Here is a 14,800-nt window from a genome sequence, read left to right as displayed (position 1 = left end):
GCTCTAAGCCATAAGCAGTACGCTTTAAGCCCGCAATAAGCTCATCATCACATTGGCTCATCGGCTAATCAACTAGTTAACAATTTCCCTACTCAACCATTGCCGATGCTCTAAGCCATAAGCAGTACGCTTTAAGCCCGCAATAAGCTCATCATCACATTGGCTCATCGGCTCATCAACTACTTAACAATTTCCCTACTCAACCATTGCCGATGCTCTAAGCCATAAGCAGTACGCTTTAAGCCCGCAATAAGCTCATTATCACATTGGCTCATCGGCTCATCAACTACTTAACAATTTCCCTACTCAACCATTGCCGATGCTCTAAGCCATAAGCAGTACGCTTTAAGCCCGCAATAAGCTCATTATCACATTGGCTCATCGGCTCATCAACTACTTAACAATTTCCCTACTCAACCATTGCCCATGCTCTAAGCCATAAGCAGTACGCTTTAAGCCCGCAATAAGCTCATCATCACATTGGCTCATCGGCTAATCAACTACTTAACAATTTCCCTACTAACTATTTCCTAAACTAGTACCTTTACAAGCTAAATTAGAACCACAATATGATGAAGAAAAAAAATCGGAGCATTTGGCTCTTTAGTGTACTAGCAGTCGCACTTTTACCCGCTTGCAATACTTCTGAAAAGCAAACTTCAGTTAAGGACACGTTTAAAGTTTCCGTCGATTCCTTCACAGACCTCGAAATCTTACGTTATCAGGTACCAGGCTGGGAACAACTTACATTAAAACAAAAGACTTTCGCGTATTATCTCTATCAAGCGGCACTTTCGGGTCGTGATATTATCTATGATCAAAGAGGAAAGTATAATTTAACAATTAGGAAGACGTTAGAAGCCATTTGGCATAACCCTAAAACGGAGCAATCCGGAGATGAATGGGAGAAATTTAAGGTTTATTCAGGACAATTTTGGTTCAGTAACGGGAATCATCATCATTATTCAAACGATAAATTTGTGCCTACTTGCACTTTTGACTACTTTGCTAAATTGGTGAAGGCTTGCGACGAAAAGTCGCTCCCGTTAAATGAAGGCGAGACCGTAGAAGCCTTTTTGGCAAAAATGAAAGAGATCATCTTTGATCCGTCGTTTGAGTCTAAAATGGTTAACTTGACAGAGGGTATTGATCACGTCGCGCAGTCGTCTAACAATTTTTATGAAGGTGTTACACAACAGGAAGTCGAAAATTTTTACAATTCATTTCCACATACAGGGCAAGATCCGGAATGGGGCCTGAATAGTAAAGTTACCAAAGAATCGGGCAAGTTGATTGAACGTGTTTGGAAAATGGGCGGCATGTATGATGCAGCCATCAAGCAGATGGTGCATTGGATTGAGAAAGCTATTCCATTAGCGGAAAATGACCAACAGAAAAAATCGCTGTCGTTGCTCGTAGATTATTATAGAACGGGCGACTTAAAAAAATGGGATGAATACAATATTGCATGGGTGCAAGATACCACCGCTACCATTGATTTTGCGAATGGTTTTATCGAAGTTTATAACGATGCCATCGGCATGAAAGGTAGCTATGAAGCCGTTCTTTCCCTAAAGGATTTCGAAAGTACCAAACGAATTAAAGCCATCGCGGATCAGGCGCAATGGTTCGAAGACAATTCACCATTGATAGCAGAGCACAAGAAGAAAAAAGTAAAAGGAATCAGTGCCAAAGCTATCACGGCAATTGTAGAAGCAGGTGATGCCGCTCCTAGTACTCCTATCGGAATTAATTTACCGAACTCTGACTGGTTACGCAAAGAGTATGGCTCAAAGTCAGTGTCTTTGAGCAATATCATACATGCTTATAATGAAAGTAGTGCCAGCAGCGGGTTCTTGGATGAGTTTGTTAATAATCCGAAAAAATTGGAGCGTATGAAACAATTTGGGAACCTGGGAAGCGATTTGCATACCGATATGCATGAATGTATAGGTCACGCTTCGGGCCAGATAAATTCGGGCGTTGGAACTCCGGATAAAACCTTGAAAAGCTATGCTTCGTGCTTAGAAGAAGCTCGCGCTGATCTCGTTGCCTTGTACTATGTGATGGATCCTAAATTAGTTGAAATAGGCGTTATGCCTTCTTTAGAGGTCGGGAAAGCCGAATACGATAACTATATGATGAACGGTTTAATGACGCAGTTGACACGGCTAAAGTTAGGTGATAATATAGAAGAAGCCCACATGCGCAATCGCGCGTTGAATGCTTACTGGGTATATGAGCGCGGGAAGAATGATAAAGTTGTTGAATTCATCAAAGCTAACGGTAAAACCTATGTGCAGATCAATGATTATGAAAAATTGCGTACTTTGTTTGGCGAGCTGCTAAGAGAAATCCAACGCATTAAATCCGAAGGTGATTATGAAGCGGGTAAAAATCTCGTTGAAAACTACGGCGTGAAGGTTGATCAAGCGCTGCATAAAGAAGTGTTGGAGCGGTATGCGAAATTAAATCTCAAGCCGTACAAGGGCTTCATACAGCCAAAATTGATTGCAATAGAAGAAGATGGACGAATAACGGATGTTAAAATCGAATATCCCACTTCTTTTTACGAACAAATGTTGGAATATGGGAAAACGTATGGCTTCTTACCGATAAAGAATTAGAACGGTGCGAGAAGTACGGTATAGGGTGTAAGGTCTAGGGAGTACAGTATGGGGTGTAAGGATTAGGCTTTTCACCTTATACCTTTATCACTATCTTTGCGACATGAATCATCGAGCCGTAATTTTCGATATGGATGGAGTCATTTGTCATACCAACCCATATCATGCAGAAGCGTTTAAGCAATTTTTTGATAAAAGATCAATTCCGTATACCGAACAGGAATTCATAGATCATATATATGGTAAGCATAATAGCTATATCATGAAGTATTTTCTAAAAAAAGAGCTTAGTGATGAGGAGGTGAAAGAACTGGAGGACGAAAAGGAATTGTTATTCAGAACCATTTATGCCAATCATATTGACCCTATACCAGGATTTCTGAGTTTTTTGTCGAGCTTGAAAGATGCAGGATATAAAACCGGGGTGGCTACTTCGGCGCCTTACTTAAATCTCGAGCTTATTTTGGACAAGTTAGCATTCGCGCCTCAAATGGAATCGGTATTAAGCAGCGAGGATGTAGAAAAGCATAAGCCTAATCCCGAAGTATATTTAAAATCGGCGAAAAATTTGCAGGTATTACCAACGGGCTGTGTTGTTTTTGAAGATTCATTTTCGGGCGTGACGGCAGCGGTCAATGCAGGCATGAAGGTTGTTGGAGTTCTTTCTTCTCATACCAAAGAAGAACTACCACCCTGTGACTACTATATCCGCAATTACCACGATATTGACCTGGAGACTCTCGATCGGTTATTTCGCTAGCTTGTTAAATAGTAACAGTGGCAGCAGCACGAGCACGCTCTCTCTTATTGATGTTGCTACAGTTCGTGCCGCTGCTACATTTAACTACACTTCTTCCTCACTGCTGATCCACTTGCCTACAGCGGGAGCTTCATACGAATACATCTGCTCAATCAGCGTATCAATATCCTGATTAACCAATAACATATTACGATTGCTTTCCTTTAAGAGGCCGTTATTGACCATTTGATCGAGCAATAAGACGAGGTGGTCATAAAAGCTATCTGTGTTGAGCAGCCCGATGGGCTTTTTATGTAGGCCAAGTTGGGCCCAGGTAATAATTTCAAACAGCTCTTCCATGGTTCCAAAACCTCCCGGCAACGCTATAAAACCATCAGACAGATCATGCATCTTTGTTTTACGTTGATGCATGGTTTCAACGATATGCAGTTCGGTAATACCTCCATGTGCCAACTCCTTCTTTTTTAGAAAATCAGGTATGATACCGACGACTCTGCCCTTCTTGCTCAACGCGCCATCCGCAACGGCTCCCATTAAGCCTACTTTAGCGCCACCATATACAAGTTGAATACCCTTTTGCGCTAACGTTTCGCCAAGTAAAAAGGCTTGTTCCATGTAACTGCTTTTCAGTCCGTTACTAGATCCGCAAAATACGGTAATACTCTTAATGTTGTTCTTCATATAATTTTTCCAATTCTGCTTTCACAAATTGTATCAGCTCTTTTATGTAAGTTTGGCTGAAATCGAAGGCAATTCCAGCCGTTTGATAAATTTCGGGAATTGTTTTCGTGTACCCCAGTTTAAGGGCATCTATGTATTGCCTTAAACCTAATTCAGGGTTTTCCTTATAATTTTTCCATACAGCAATCGCTCCCAATTGAGCCATACCATATTCAATATAATAGAACGGTACCTCGTAGATATGCAGCTGCTTTTGCCAAAGGAACGATTTTGCCTCCTCTTGGCCGTCCCAGTTCGCGAAATTATGGCCAAAGCGATCAAAAATCTCATTCCATGCGATAGCCCGTTGTTCCTCTGTATGGTCGGGATTAGTATAGAGCCAATGCTGGAATTGATCAACGGTAGCCACCCAAGGTAAGGTTTTCAATACATCTTCCAGTTGTTCTCGTTTGGCGCGTACGAGATCCTCATGGTTTTCGAAGAACGAATCCCAGTAATCCATCGAAATGAGCTCCATGCTCATGGATGCTAGTTCGGCAATCTCACTGGTAAGGTGCTTGAAGTCGTTCAGTTCTAAGTCGGCAGTTAGAAAGGTATGCAAAGCATGCCCCCCCTCATGGACCATAGTTGTTAAATCTCTGAATGTGTTGGCCGAATTCATAAAAATAAACGGAGCACCGCTTTCCGCTAAGGGATAGTTATAGCCACCGGGAGCTTTCCCTTTTCTGCTTTCCACATCAAAAAGTTCACGTGCTTGCATAATTTCGATGTATTTGCCGATAGATGGATCTAATCGGTTGAAACAAGCAGCGGTTTTTTCGATCAGTTCTTGTCCGTTATCAAAAGGTTTAAGCGCTGGTTTTCCCGTAATATCCACTTCCAGATCCCACGGCTTTAGCTCGTTAATCTGAAGCGCATTTCTACGTATTTCTGCTTTTTCTAGCAAAAGCGGAACCACTTCTTTTTCGATTGCTGCATGGAAGGCATAACAGTCTTGAGGAGTATAGTCAAAACGACCTAGGGACTGAAACATATAATCGCGATAATTTTCAAAACCGGCATTCAGCGCTACTTGGTGTCTTAGCTTCAGTAAACGGTTAAAAAGACTATTCAACTGATCTTTATCTTGTAGGCGCCTGTTGTTTATACGCTGCCAAACCTCTACCCGTTTTTGCCGGTTAGTAGCCTTTAAAAATGTGGCCGCTTGGGGAAGCGTATAACTTTTGCCATCAACTTCCACCTCCATATTTCCGGTGATGGATTGATATTTTTGCTGTTCCACCTGCAATTCGGTTAAAAGTGGGATGTTTTCCTCTCTAAATATTTCCAACGCTTTCTTAACCCCCCTCAAATAGATAAAATACTTTTCTTGATCCAATTCCTTTACAAAGGGGGATTCTATAAGTTTTTTATTTAATAAATTGGCAATGGGTGCTATTTTCGGCTCAATCTCGGTAGCGAAATATTGAAAATCTTGAAGTAATTTCTCATCTGTTGTATCGCATGTCATACGGATATAACGCCAAGCGAAATCTTCTTCCAAAACTGCTTCTAATTCACTACGGTCAAGCATCCATTGTTCCAATGCCTCTTTGGAATCAATGGATCGATTTTGTAAGTCTTGAAACAAAGGATTCAGATTTTCCCATAAGATGGGCAAATCTTGTGATACAAATCGACGGTTAATTTTATTTGGTGTCTGCATATATCTTTTTATGAATAACGTTTGAAGTGGAAAGGACATTAATTTCTTTGTCCCTTATTCCCATTTTATAGCGATTGTATTAAGCGGTACGCCCTTATTGGCTAAAGGCTTAGCTTCATGTTGATTAAATGGAGGATAGGAGACAAAAGCTCCGTTTTTAATGTATTCAATGGCTGTAATCGCTGCAGCGACCAACTTTTTATTGTTTGAATAGGAATGGCAGTCTGCATTGCCATAATATCTAAGTTGTGTACAACACATTAACAGTTTATTATCCACTGATCCTAGGTGTACACTTCCCTGTATTTTCGCAAAGTGCGATTGATTTAACGGGATTATGATCTCCTGTGTTTGATGGTGGGTATGAGATGGTTTTTCTAAGTCAATGATTAAAAAAAGAAATCTGATTGAAGCTGCATACATCTTTAAATGGTTCGGAAAAACCTCCGTTGGATTATGCTCATTTACCATGATCTTTATTTCTCCTGTAGGGCTATAAAGGAGTTCTAACGGGTTTTTATATATCAGTGATTCAATAGCTGTGTGCCTGTTTAAGTTCAAACCGAGCAGCATTTTAATATTATAGTCTTCGAATCTTTTAGTTTCTGATGGATGTATCGGCCCCTTTCTGAAAATTTGTTTGCAAACCTCAGTTAATCTATTGTGTATACCATCATATTTATATTCATCTAAAACAGGCTTTAAAGCTATTTTTAACTGCTTCCCTACGGCGCTGCCCAAACCGAAAGTTTCTTGGGCCGCAACACTTCCCGGTGAAAAATTATGGGGCTTAGTGGAGGCCCTTTTTGTAAAGTGCTTGCCGTTACGATGATAATGAACATGATCACCTAATTTTCCGCTAAGGGTAATATCACTTGTTTGTTTTGCCATAGTATTACCAATTAGCCGGCATTTTACAATATTTTTCGTAAATTTGCAAAGTATTCCTACCAACACGTAAAAGCTTCCTGATTTCAATTATTACATCAGATTTTTTCAATGTTTGAATCCACGTCAAGTCCACGTGAAATCCACCTTTAGTCCACGTCATATCCACCTATCATTCGGTATACCTCCGCTATCCATCCGTATTTCATTGCTTTTCTATAGAACGTATATAGTACGGATGTTACAGGAATATCATAGGAATGGAAGACGGATGAAAAAGGGATCTCCCAGGACATCTATTTAAGCAGGGCTTTTATTTGCTTTTGACTGGAAAAGCATCGAGTAGTGCAAACACTTACTCTTTTTCCATTGTGTCTACTGTCATATTAATAATAGCACCTTTTTAGTAAAGGCTTAACCAAAGAAATAAATATCCAATAAAAAGAACATAGCAAAAATAACGGAGGCAATCCCATTGGTGGTCATAAACGCCCGATTAACTCGTCGTAAGTCGGTAGGACTTACGATAAGATGTTGATAGACGAGTAGCGAACAATAAAAAAGAACACCTATAATATAGAACCAACTTAAATGTAGATAAAACATAGGGATGATTACGCAACAAGCCGATAGTATATGTAAAACTTCGGATATACGTAATGCACCCTTCTTGCCAAAGTAAGCCGGTATCGAGTTTAAATGATGGCTTCGATCAAATTCTTCATCCTGTAAAGCGTAGATAATGTCAAAACCACTTACCCAGAAGAGTACAGAGAACGCATATAACACCGGTACGATATTGAAGCTGCCCGTTACAACCAAATAAGCACCGAGAGGAGCTAAACCTAGACCTAATCCCAATACCAAATGGCACAGAGGCGTTATACGTTTGGTATAGCTATAAAACAATACAACAAATAGTGCTACAGGCGAGAGGTAAAAGCAAACAGGATTAATAAAATAGGTGGCTATTACAAAAATAATGCAGTTTATGGTGGTGAAAATTAGTGCGCTCTTTGCACTTATACGGCCTGCTGGAATATCACGCATAGCTGTGCGGGGATTAAGCGCATCAATATCCCTGTCTAGATAACGATTAAAGGCCATAGCGGCATTACGCGCTGAAACCATACAGATCAACATCAGTAACAGTAACAACCAATTGAACGTATAATTGGTTGTGTGAATGGCTAAAAAGAAACCAATAAAAGCAAAGGGCATCGCAAAAATGCTATGTGCAAAAAGAACAAGCGATAGATATTTTTTCATTTGTGTAATTGTAACGGCGTGCTACGCACCGGCTGATGTCAGCTTATGTTTATATCGATGATATTAAACGGTGAATCTCTGATTAACTTCGTCAATTAAACCAAGTACTTCGTCGCACCCATTTCGGGTTTCGGACGAGGTGAGTATATGTGGTGGAACTTCTTCAAACCAAGTTAAAAGAGCCTTACGAAACAGTTCTATATTATGTTCCGATTTTATTTTAGACTGTTTATCAGCCTTGGTAAAAATAAGAATAAAAGGAATGCCTTTTTCTCCCAACAAACAGCAAAAATCCAAATCATTTTTTTGTGGTGTTAATCTGCTGTCTATCAGTACGAACACACATTGTAGATTCTCCCGGTTAAATAGGTATTTTTTTATAAATTTTTCCCATTCGCTGCGATTTGTTTTAGAGGTTTTTGCATAACCGTACCCCGGTAAATCTACCAAAAACCACTCCTTGTTAACTAAAAAATGGTTTATTAACTGCGTTTTTCCGGGTGTTTGCGAAGTTTTTGCTAAACCTTTATGCTGAGTTAACGCATTGATCAATGAAGATTTTCCCACATTTGAACGTCCTATAAAGGCGTATTCAGGAATCGTAGGAGGAGGAAGCTTATCTATCCTTGTGTTGCTACAAACAAATTCAGCACTTTTTATGATCATAATAGGCAAAGATAGCATTTTAGTTGTACGTTTTAAGCCGTAAATAGTTGAGTAGGGAAATGGTTGATAAAAGACAAGGGATAGGATACTCGGCATAAGACATGACAAATTATGTCTGCAACGCTAGTCGACCACTCACAACGATTATTACATAGAGACCCTTGGCGAAGAACGCAATTTTGTATAAGTTTGCGTACGCATGGATTCAAACACAATTACCCCATATAAAGATGACAAGGTAGGCAAGAAACAACAGGTCGCTACCATGTTCAATAATATATCGAAGACCTACGATTTCCTCAATCACTTTTTATCTTTTGGTATTGATATCATATGGCGAAAAAAGGCGATTAGGTCGCTCCGCCAATTGCAACCTAAAAAAATATTGGATGTAGCTACCGGGACGGGTGATTTTGCCTTTGAGGCTATTAATATACTGAAGCCTGATAAAATAGTCGGAGTTGATATTTCTGAAGGGATGTTAGCGGTTGCCAAGGAGAAAATCGCAAAGCGAGGTGTGGGCAATAAATTTGAAGTAGTGTTGGGAGATTCGGAGGGTTTACCTTTTGATGATGGATCATTCGATGCCGTTACGGTCGCTTTTGGCGTTCGCAATTTTGAAAACCTGGAAAAAGGTCTTGCTGATATTTGTCGCGTGTTAAGGCCGGGAGGGAAAGCGGTTATATTGGAATTTTCAAATCCAAAAACTTTTCCCATGAAGCAACTTTACAGTGTTTATTCCAGGACACTCATGCCTTTCTTCGGAAGATTGTTCTCCAAAGATCGGGAAGCTTATAGCTATTTGCCGGAGTCAGTTGTACAATTTCCGGATGGAGAGCGGTTTACAACAATTCTTGATCGAGTAGGTTTTTCAAAAACAGTATGTAGACCGCAAACTTTCGGTATTTGTAGCATTTATATAGGCACAAAATGATGATAAAAAAAGGTATTGCATTGGGCGTTATGCTCGTTTTTTCTTTTGTTGCGAGTGCGCAAAAAAGAATGACTTTACCTTTTAGCGGCGAGTACGATGAAGATCAGATACTTCATCTCGGCTTTTTCTTTACCTATCAGACTTCTTATTATAAGGCCACAAAAAATGCCCATTGGCAATCATCCAATGGTGGTGTTCCGGGAAGAAGGTTGGTAGGGTTAAAAACGCCTGCCGCCATGGGCGGAGTAGGCTTCGGCATCCCAATTGATGTACGGATTGGTGGGAATGCAAATTTTATTGTCAGGCCCACATATTTGATATTCGCTAACCAGTCGTTGGACTATACGTTTTTGGACGAAGCCACAGGCGAACGGGTTACGATATCTAAATATCATAAAGAGGAACCCAACCCTAATGCAAGCGGCAACAGCTTAGATAAGAACTTTTTTGCATTTGAAATGCCTGTTCTATTTAAGTTTAAATCGGATATGAAAAAGATCTACGGCGAAGATAAATATCGGGGCTACCTTGTTGGAGGTGCAAAATTCAGTAGAAATATAGGACGGAACAAATACTATAACGAGCTTACAGAAAATCGTCCGGAATTCATGCCCCTTATTGTAAAACCTTATTATTTTTCATATGAAGCGGGGGTAGGTGTCGATTTGTTTTTTGAGTACTTCAAGATGTCGGCAGAGTTAAAATGGTCGCAAACCATGAATAGCATTCTCGATAAAAAATGGAAGAACTTACCCAATCCTTTTATGGAACCACTTGATAAACTATCGCTAAGAAGTATCCAATTCAGTTTGATATTTGAGTAGTTAGCTGAACGAGTCTTTTATGAGGGAGTGATTTCAGAAAGCATAAAAGGAGATGGGCTTACATAGATAAAAGAACAAAACAGAAGGAATTCATTTAAAAATATCGTGTTTACCTTGAGCAGTATAACACGATAAAAATAACATGTTAGGAATGAAGACGGTCTTTATAACAGGTGCAAGCTCGGGAATTGGTTTTGCCTGCGCGGAAATATTTGCAAGGGAAAAGTACAACCTTTTATTGGCATCCCGCCGGGTAGACCGGTTGCATGCCATGGCTACTGATCTACAAAATAAATATGGCGTTCAGATTCATGCAATAGGTTTAGATGTACGGGATAAGAACCTAGTACAAAAGGTATGGGATGAATTGCCTGAAAATTGGAAGGTTATTGATGTTTTAATCAACAATGCAGGTTTGAGTCAGGGATTGGAACCCATACAAGAAGGCAACACTGACGATTGGGATCGCATGATTGATACTAATTTGAAGGGCTTACTTTATGTTACGAGAGCCGTAGCTCCTGCTATGCAAGAGAGAAAGACAGGACATATCATCAATATCGGTTCGATTGCCGGGAAGGAAGTTTATCCAAATGGAAACGTGTACTGTTCAACAAAGCATGCAGTAGATGCCTTGACGAAAGCGATGCGAATCGATTTGTTGCCGTATAATATAAAGGTCACAAGTGTTGATCCGGGAGCAGTCGAAACTGAGTTTTCCGTTGTTCGGTTTAAAGGTGATAGAGAGAGAGCTAAAAAAGTATATGAAGGTTTTACTCCCTTGTCTGCCGAGGACGTTGCAGAAGCTATTTGGTTCGCAGCTTCCCGTCCACCCCATGTAAATGTAAATGATTTATTGCTAATGCCAACGGCTCAGGCAACCGGCACTCTTTTCCATAAGGAGCCATAAAATATTTTTATCGAAACTTGGATTGTATGCTATTTTGTGGTTATTTTGAGACTGATCGATTAGCAGGAAAGGTAAATCTTAAGTAAATACTTGTTCCTGTTTACCTGTTTTATGTGTAAAATAATTAGTTTTGCCCAAAAAGTAATGTCGCGGTAGCTTATAATATAGGGAACAATCCCAAACGTTAAATAATTCGCATCATAAAGGTGCATAATATAAAATGAATATGGCTCTTGAGAACACGATAAATCAGGATATTAAAGCGGCTATGTTAGCCAAAGACGAGGCTCGGTTGAGAGGATTGAGAGCAATTAAATCTGCTCTTTTACTAGCGAAGACAGAAAAAGGAGCAACCGAAACGTTAACAGAGGAAACAGAGGTAAAAGTCCTACAAAAACTCGTTAAGCAGCGCAAAGAATCTGCTGAGATTTATTTGCAACAAAACAGACAGGATCTTTATCAAATAGAAAAAGAAGAACAGGACGTTATAGAAGAATACTTACCCAAACAGCTCAGTAGGGAAGAGATCGTTGCAGAGGTACAACGTGTAATACAAGAGGTGGGTGCAACAAGCGTCAAAGATATGGGTAAAGTAATGGGCCTTATTAATCAGCGTTTAGCAGGCAAAGCTGATGGAAAGACGATAGCAGAAGTAGTTAAGGAGCAGTTAAGTGCCTTATAGGAGGTGCTAAATATGATTGCATTTCATCAAAAGTTATATAGATACTAGGAATTATTATATGGAGTTGACCATTAAGGAAGATAAGGGTTTTAAATATATAGATGAAGGTACAGGAGAAGTGGTGCTTATGCTCCATGGTTTAATGGGAGCCTTAAGTAACTGGGAAGATACAGTTAGCGAATTGAAAGAGACCCATAGAGTGATCATCCCCATGTTGCCGATATACGATATGCCGATAATCTCAACGGGTGTTAAAAGTTTAACAAAATGGTTTGAAAAATTTGTTAACCACCTCAAGTTAAACAATTTTGTACTAATCGGTAATTCTTTAGGAGGCCATGTGGCTCTCATGTATGTCGCGGAGCACCAAAATAAAGTGAAAGCGCTGGTATTGACGGGAAGCTCAGGATTATATGAAAATTCATTTGGCGGCTCATTTCCCAGAAGGGAAAGCTACGATTATATAAAGGAAAAGGTAGAGTTTACCTTTTACGATCCAAAAATAGCTACTAAGGAACTAGTAGATGAAGTTTTCGAAACCGTAAATAATAAAGAGCGAGTCATTAAAACAATCGCTATGGCTAAATCGGCAATTCGGCATAATATGGCCAAGGAATTGCCAAATATTAAAATCCGAGTAGGCTTAATTTGGGGGAAAAATGATAAAATTACGCCGCCGGAAGTAGCTGAGGAATTTTTAGAAAAACTGCCCAATGCTGAATTGACCTGGATCGATCAGTGTGGCCATGCTCCAATGATGGAACAACCTTTGCAGTTTAATCAACACTTAAAAGCATTTTTGAATAAACTGGATGCATAGGTATTATCAAAAAAGACCTCTTTTTTGATAAGGGATTAAACCAAACGTTGTTTTTATCGTATATATAAATAGTTATTGATGACTCGCGCGATGAGAAATTGCAGCACTCATTACCCGATTAACTAAAAAAGTAAAAGCAACGATGACTACAGGTGAAATCATAAAAAACGACATATTTCCAGTCCGCCCGGAAGATACCTTACAATTTCTTTTGGATAGAATGACTGAATATAAAGTGTCGCAACTTCCTGTAGTGCAGAATAACGCTTACTTGGGTTTGGTTATTGAAGATGATCTTTTGGAGCATGTGGGAGAGATGCGCTTGGAAGCGGTTGCATCCAAGCATGCCTTAAAACTGATTTTTGCCTTCGAAAATCAACACGTTTATGACGCGCTACGTCTTTTTCATGCACATAGCTTAGATATATTGCCGATTGTGGATGAACAACAGCAGTACAAAGGTGTGATTACGTTGAAAAATCTAACAGATTTCCTGGCAGAAAACATGGCGTCCGATGCAGAAGGCGGAATCATTGTGTTGGAAATAGGAAATAGAGATAACTCATTGTCCCATATATCACAAATTATCGAATCAGATAATACCCAGATTCTCAGTTCAAGTGTCAGAAGCTTTCCTGACTCAACGCGGCTTGAAATCACATTGAAATTAAATAGAACGGATATATCTTCTATTGTGGCAGCGTTTTTAAGGCACGATTATATCGTCAAGGGAATTTATAATGATAAGAGAGGCTACGACTCTACCCGGGATCGGTATGATCAGTTAATGAGGTACCTGGATTTATGATTTTACGGATGAAACAGACAGACGATATGACACAGCCGACCGCCTCATGCGATCAAAGCTTCATCTCCGTTAAGAATAAATTATTTTAATGAAAATAGCTATATACGGAAGAGAGTTTCAGAATGCTGTCATTCAATATGTACAAGCGTTGTTCGATCTTTTAGCAGCAGAAGATATCGAAATATGGGTATATCAACCTTTCAATGAATTTTTAGCCGATAAAATAGCTTGGAGGAAGGAAACCCACTCCTTTTATTCTTATACAGACCTTCCCGGTGATACCCGGTTTATGTTGAGCCTTGGCGGTGACGGAACCATGTTGGCAGCCGTTTCCATTATCGGTGATAGCGGTATTCCGGTGACCGGTATAAATTTTGGGCGACTTGGTTTTTTGGCAAGTATCAATAAAGACAAAATTGAACATGCGCTTGCCCAACTGCTTAGCGGGAATTATGATATCGAAAAGAGGGTCTTGCTCGCTACCTATAAAGGTAATGGGCCGGAACCGGATGCGAGGCAATTAGCTTTTGCTTTAAATGATATTACAATCATTAAAAAAGATAGCTCTGCTATGATAACGGTTCATGCTTATGTAAATAACGAACTGTTAAATGCTTATTGGGCGGATGGACTTATCATCGCGACCCCGACGGGTTCTACTGCATATTCATTGAGCTGCGGTGGGCCAATTGTAATGCCCGGCTCGGGAAACTTTATCATTACACCTATTTCACCTCATAACCTAAATGTCAGACCTATCGTGGTATCAGACAGTAGCACGATCCGTATCGAAGTCGAAAGCAGAAGCGACTCTTTTTTGTTTTCTTATGATTCAACAACTGAAACGGTCAATACCGGGACAGCGATCCATATACGGAAGGCCGATTATGCTGTTAATCTGATTCGGCTAAAGCAAGAAAGTTTTTTTAGTACCATACGCCATAAACTTTTGTGGGGGCTGGACACGAGGAACTATTAGTGAAAATAGTAACGTAGTTGAGTAAGAAACTTATTAATTAGTCAATATGATAATTACTAATGTGATAATGAGGGTCCAATGCGAACGAAAGCTGACAGCCGGTTAATGAGCCAATGGGGAATAAGTACCATGGGTAACTAAAACAGGCAGTGCCGATTGCCGAAGACTGAAGATGTCATGGACCACTCAATAACTAATAACCACTCAATAACTAATAGCTAAAACCTAACCGCTTATATAAAATTTC

At 39.8% G+C, this 14,800-nt stretch carries 15 protein-coding genes; 9 read left to right on the top strand and 6 right to left on the bottom strand.

Annotated features, from left to right (window positions below):
* Positions 1-569: 569 nt before the first annotated feature.
* A complete protein-coding gene (locus FKG96_RS23675) occupies positions 570-2,627 on the top strand; it encodes a dihydrofolate reductase (RefSeq protein ID WP_130856462.1) in 2,058 nt (685 codons plus the stop codon).
* 103 nt (positions 2,628-2,730) lie between these two features.
* Entirely contained in the window at positions 2,731-3,387 is a 657-nt protein-coding gene (locus tag FKG96_RS23670; RefSeq protein WP_130856463.1) for an HAD family phosphatase, read from the top strand.
* 84 nt (positions 3,388-3,471) lie between these two features.
* Here the strand turns inward: FKG96_RS23670 and FKG96_RS23665 are convergent, their stop codons facing one another.
* The 6 genes from FKG96_RS23665 to yihA all read right to left on the bottom strand — a co-directional run bounded on the left by FKG96_RS23665 (position 3,472) and on the right by yihA (position 8,596).
* Positions 3,472-4,068, bottom strand: coding sequence for a TIGR00730 family Rossman fold protein (locus FKG96_RS23665; RefSeq protein WP_013668402.1), 597 nt, complete (start codon positions 4,066-4,068; stop codon positions 3,472-3,474).
* Positions 4,052-5,773 carry a M3 family oligoendopeptidase gene (locus tag FKG96_RS23660; protein WP_130856464.1) on the bottom strand — a complete coding sequence of 574 codons (1,722 nt, stop codon included), beginning with the start codon at positions 5,771-5,773 and terminating at the stop codon, positions 4,052-4,054. Before FKG96_RS23660 ends, FKG96_RS23665 begins: the two co-directional genes overlap by 17 nt.
* A 54-nt stretch (positions 5,774-5,827) precedes the next feature.
* Positions 5,828-6,664: a hypothetical protein gene (locus tag FKG96_RS23655; protein ID WP_130856465.1), complete on the bottom strand. Its 837-nt coding sequence runs from the start codon at positions 6,662-6,664 to the stop codon at positions 5,828-5,830.
* Positions 6,665-6,810: 146 nt separating this feature from the next.
* The gene (locus tag FKG96_RS26865) at positions 6,811-6,957 is read right to left on the bottom strand and encodes a hypothetical protein (protein WP_013668399.1); all 147 of its coding nucleotides are present in this window, start codon (positions 6,955-6,957) and stop codon (positions 6,811-6,813) included.
* Between the two features lie 118 nt (positions 6,958-7,075).
* Positions 7,076-7,930 carry a UbiA-like polyprenyltransferase gene (locus FKG96_RS23650; protein WP_013668398.1) on the bottom strand — a complete coding sequence of 285 codons (855 nt, stop codon included), beginning with the start codon at positions 7,928-7,930 and terminating at the stop codon, positions 7,076-7,078.
* A 63-nt stretch (positions 7,931-7,993) separates the two neighbouring features.
* Positions 7,994-8,596, bottom strand: a complete 603-nt coding sequence (gene yihA / locus FKG96_RS23645) for a ribosome biogenesis GTP-binding protein YihA/YsxC (protein ID WP_041387796.1) — start codon at positions 8,594-8,596, stop codon at positions 7,994-7,996.
* Positions 8,597-8,795: 199 nt separating this feature from the next.
* Here yihA and ubiE point away from each other — a divergent pair, with 199 nt between their 5' ends.
* From ubiE to FKG96_RS23610, 7 genes are all read left to right on the top strand, one after another.
* Positions 8,796-9,530: a bifunctional demethylmenaquinone methyltransferase/2-methoxy-6-polyprenyl-1,4-benzoquinol methylase UbiE gene (ubiE, locus tag FKG96_RS23640; RefSeq protein ID WP_013668396.1), complete on the top strand. Its 735-nt coding sequence runs from the start codon at positions 8,796-8,798 to the stop codon at positions 9,528-9,530.
* Positions 9,527-10,354, top strand: a complete 828-nt coding sequence (locus FKG96_RS23635) for a hypothetical protein (protein WP_013668395.1) — start codon at positions 9,527-9,529, stop codon at positions 10,352-10,354. The genes ubiE and FKG96_RS23635 overlap by 4 nt, the downstream gene beginning before the upstream one ends.
* Positions 10,355-10,496: 142 nt before the next feature.
* A complete protein-coding gene (locus FKG96_RS23630; protein ID WP_013668394.1) occupies positions 10,497-11,264 on the top strand; it encodes an SDR family NAD(P)-dependent oxidoreductase in 768 nt (255 codons plus the stop codon).
* 226 nt (positions 11,265-11,490) lie between these two features.
* The gene (locus tag FKG96_RS23625; RefSeq protein ID WP_130856466.1) at positions 11,491-11,946 is read left to right on the top strand and encodes a GatB/YqeY domain-containing protein; all 456 of its coding nucleotides are present in this window, start codon (positions 11,491-11,493) and stop codon (positions 11,944-11,946) included.
* Positions 11,947-12,004: 58 nt separating this feature from the next.
* Entirely contained in the window at positions 12,005-12,766 is a 762-nt protein-coding gene (locus FKG96_RS23620; RefSeq protein ID WP_013668392.1) for an alpha/beta fold hydrolase, read from the top strand.
* 142 nt (positions 12,767-12,908) lie between these two features.
* Entirely contained in the window at positions 12,909-13,574 is a 666-nt protein-coding gene (locus FKG96_RS23615; RefSeq protein WP_013668391.1) for a CBS domain-containing protein, read from the top strand.
* Between the two features lie 88 nt (positions 13,575-13,662).
* Positions 13,663-14,553: an NAD kinase gene (locus FKG96_RS23610; RefSeq protein ID WP_130856467.1), complete on the top strand. Its 891-nt coding sequence runs from the start codon at positions 13,663-13,665 to the stop codon at positions 14,551-14,553.
* The last annotated feature ends 247 nt before the right edge of the window (positions 14,554-14,800 follow it).

Origin of the sequence: Olivibacter sp. LS-1 (assembly GCF_008245145.1) — a bacterium.
In the GTDB taxonomy this organism is placed as follows: domain Bacteria; phylum Bacteroidota; class Bacteroidia; order Sphingobacteriales; family Sphingobacteriaceae; genus Olivibacter; species Olivibacter oleidegradans.
Note: the sequence above shows the minus strand (reverse complement) of the source record. Positions and strands in the feature narration are given on the sequence as shown.

Excerpts from the sequence above, each read along its gene's own strand:
- FKG96_RS23675 (WP_130856462.1), top strand. The coding sequence starts at position 570 with ATGATGAAGAAAAAAAATCGGAGCATTTGGCTCTTTAGTGTACTAGCA.
- FKG96_RS23670 (WP_130856463.1), top strand. The coding sequence starts at position 2,731 with ATGAATCATCGAGCCGTAATTTTCGATATGGATGGAGTCATTTGTCAT.
- FKG96_RS23665 (WP_013668402.1), bottom strand. The coding sequence starts at position 4,068 with ATGAAGAACAACATTAAGAGTATTACCGTATTTTGCGGATCTAGTAAC.
- FKG96_RS23660 (WP_130856464.1), bottom strand. The coding sequence starts at position 5,773 with ATGCAGACACCAAATAAAATTAACCGTCGATTTGTATCACAAGATTTG.
- FKG96_RS23655 (WP_130856465.1), bottom strand. The coding sequence starts at position 6,664 with ATGGCAAAACAAACAAGTGATATTACCCTTAGCGGAAAATTAGGTGAT.
- FKG96_RS26865 (WP_013668399.1), bottom strand. The coding sequence starts at position 6,957 with ATGTCCTGGGAGATCCCTTTTTCATCCGTCTTCCATTCCTATGATATT.
- FKG96_RS23650 (WP_013668398.1), bottom strand. The coding sequence starts at position 7,930 with ATGAAAAAATATCTATCGCTTGTTCTTTTTGCACATAGCATTTTTGCG.
- yihA (WP_041387796.1), bottom strand. The coding sequence starts at position 8,596 with ATGATCATAAAAAGTGCTGAATTTGTTTGTAGCAACACAAGGATAGAT.
- ubiE (WP_013668396.1), top strand. The coding sequence starts at position 8,796 with ATGGATTCAAACACAATTACCCCATATAAAGATGACAAGGTAGGCAAG.
- FKG96_RS23635 (WP_013668395.1), top strand. The coding sequence starts at position 9,527 with ATGATGATAAAAAAAGGTATTGCATTGGGCGTTATGCTCGTTTTTTCT.
- FKG96_RS23630 (WP_013668394.1), top strand. The coding sequence starts at position 10,497 with ATGTTAGGAATGAAGACGGTCTTTATAACAGGTGCAAGCTCGGGAATT.
- FKG96_RS23625 (WP_130856466.1), top strand. The coding sequence starts at position 11,491 with ATGGCTCTTGAGAACACGATAAATCAGGATATTAAAGCGGCTATGTTA.
- FKG96_RS23620 (WP_013668392.1), top strand. The coding sequence starts at position 12,005 with ATGGAGTTGACCATTAAGGAAGATAAGGGTTTTAAATATATAGATGAA.
- FKG96_RS23615 (WP_013668391.1), top strand. The coding sequence starts at position 12,909 with ATGACTACAGGTGAAATCATAAAAAACGACATATTTCCAGTCCGCCCG.
- FKG96_RS23610 (WP_130856467.1), top strand. The coding sequence starts at position 13,663 with ATGAAAATAGCTATATACGGAAGAGAGTTTCAGAATGCTGTCATTCAA.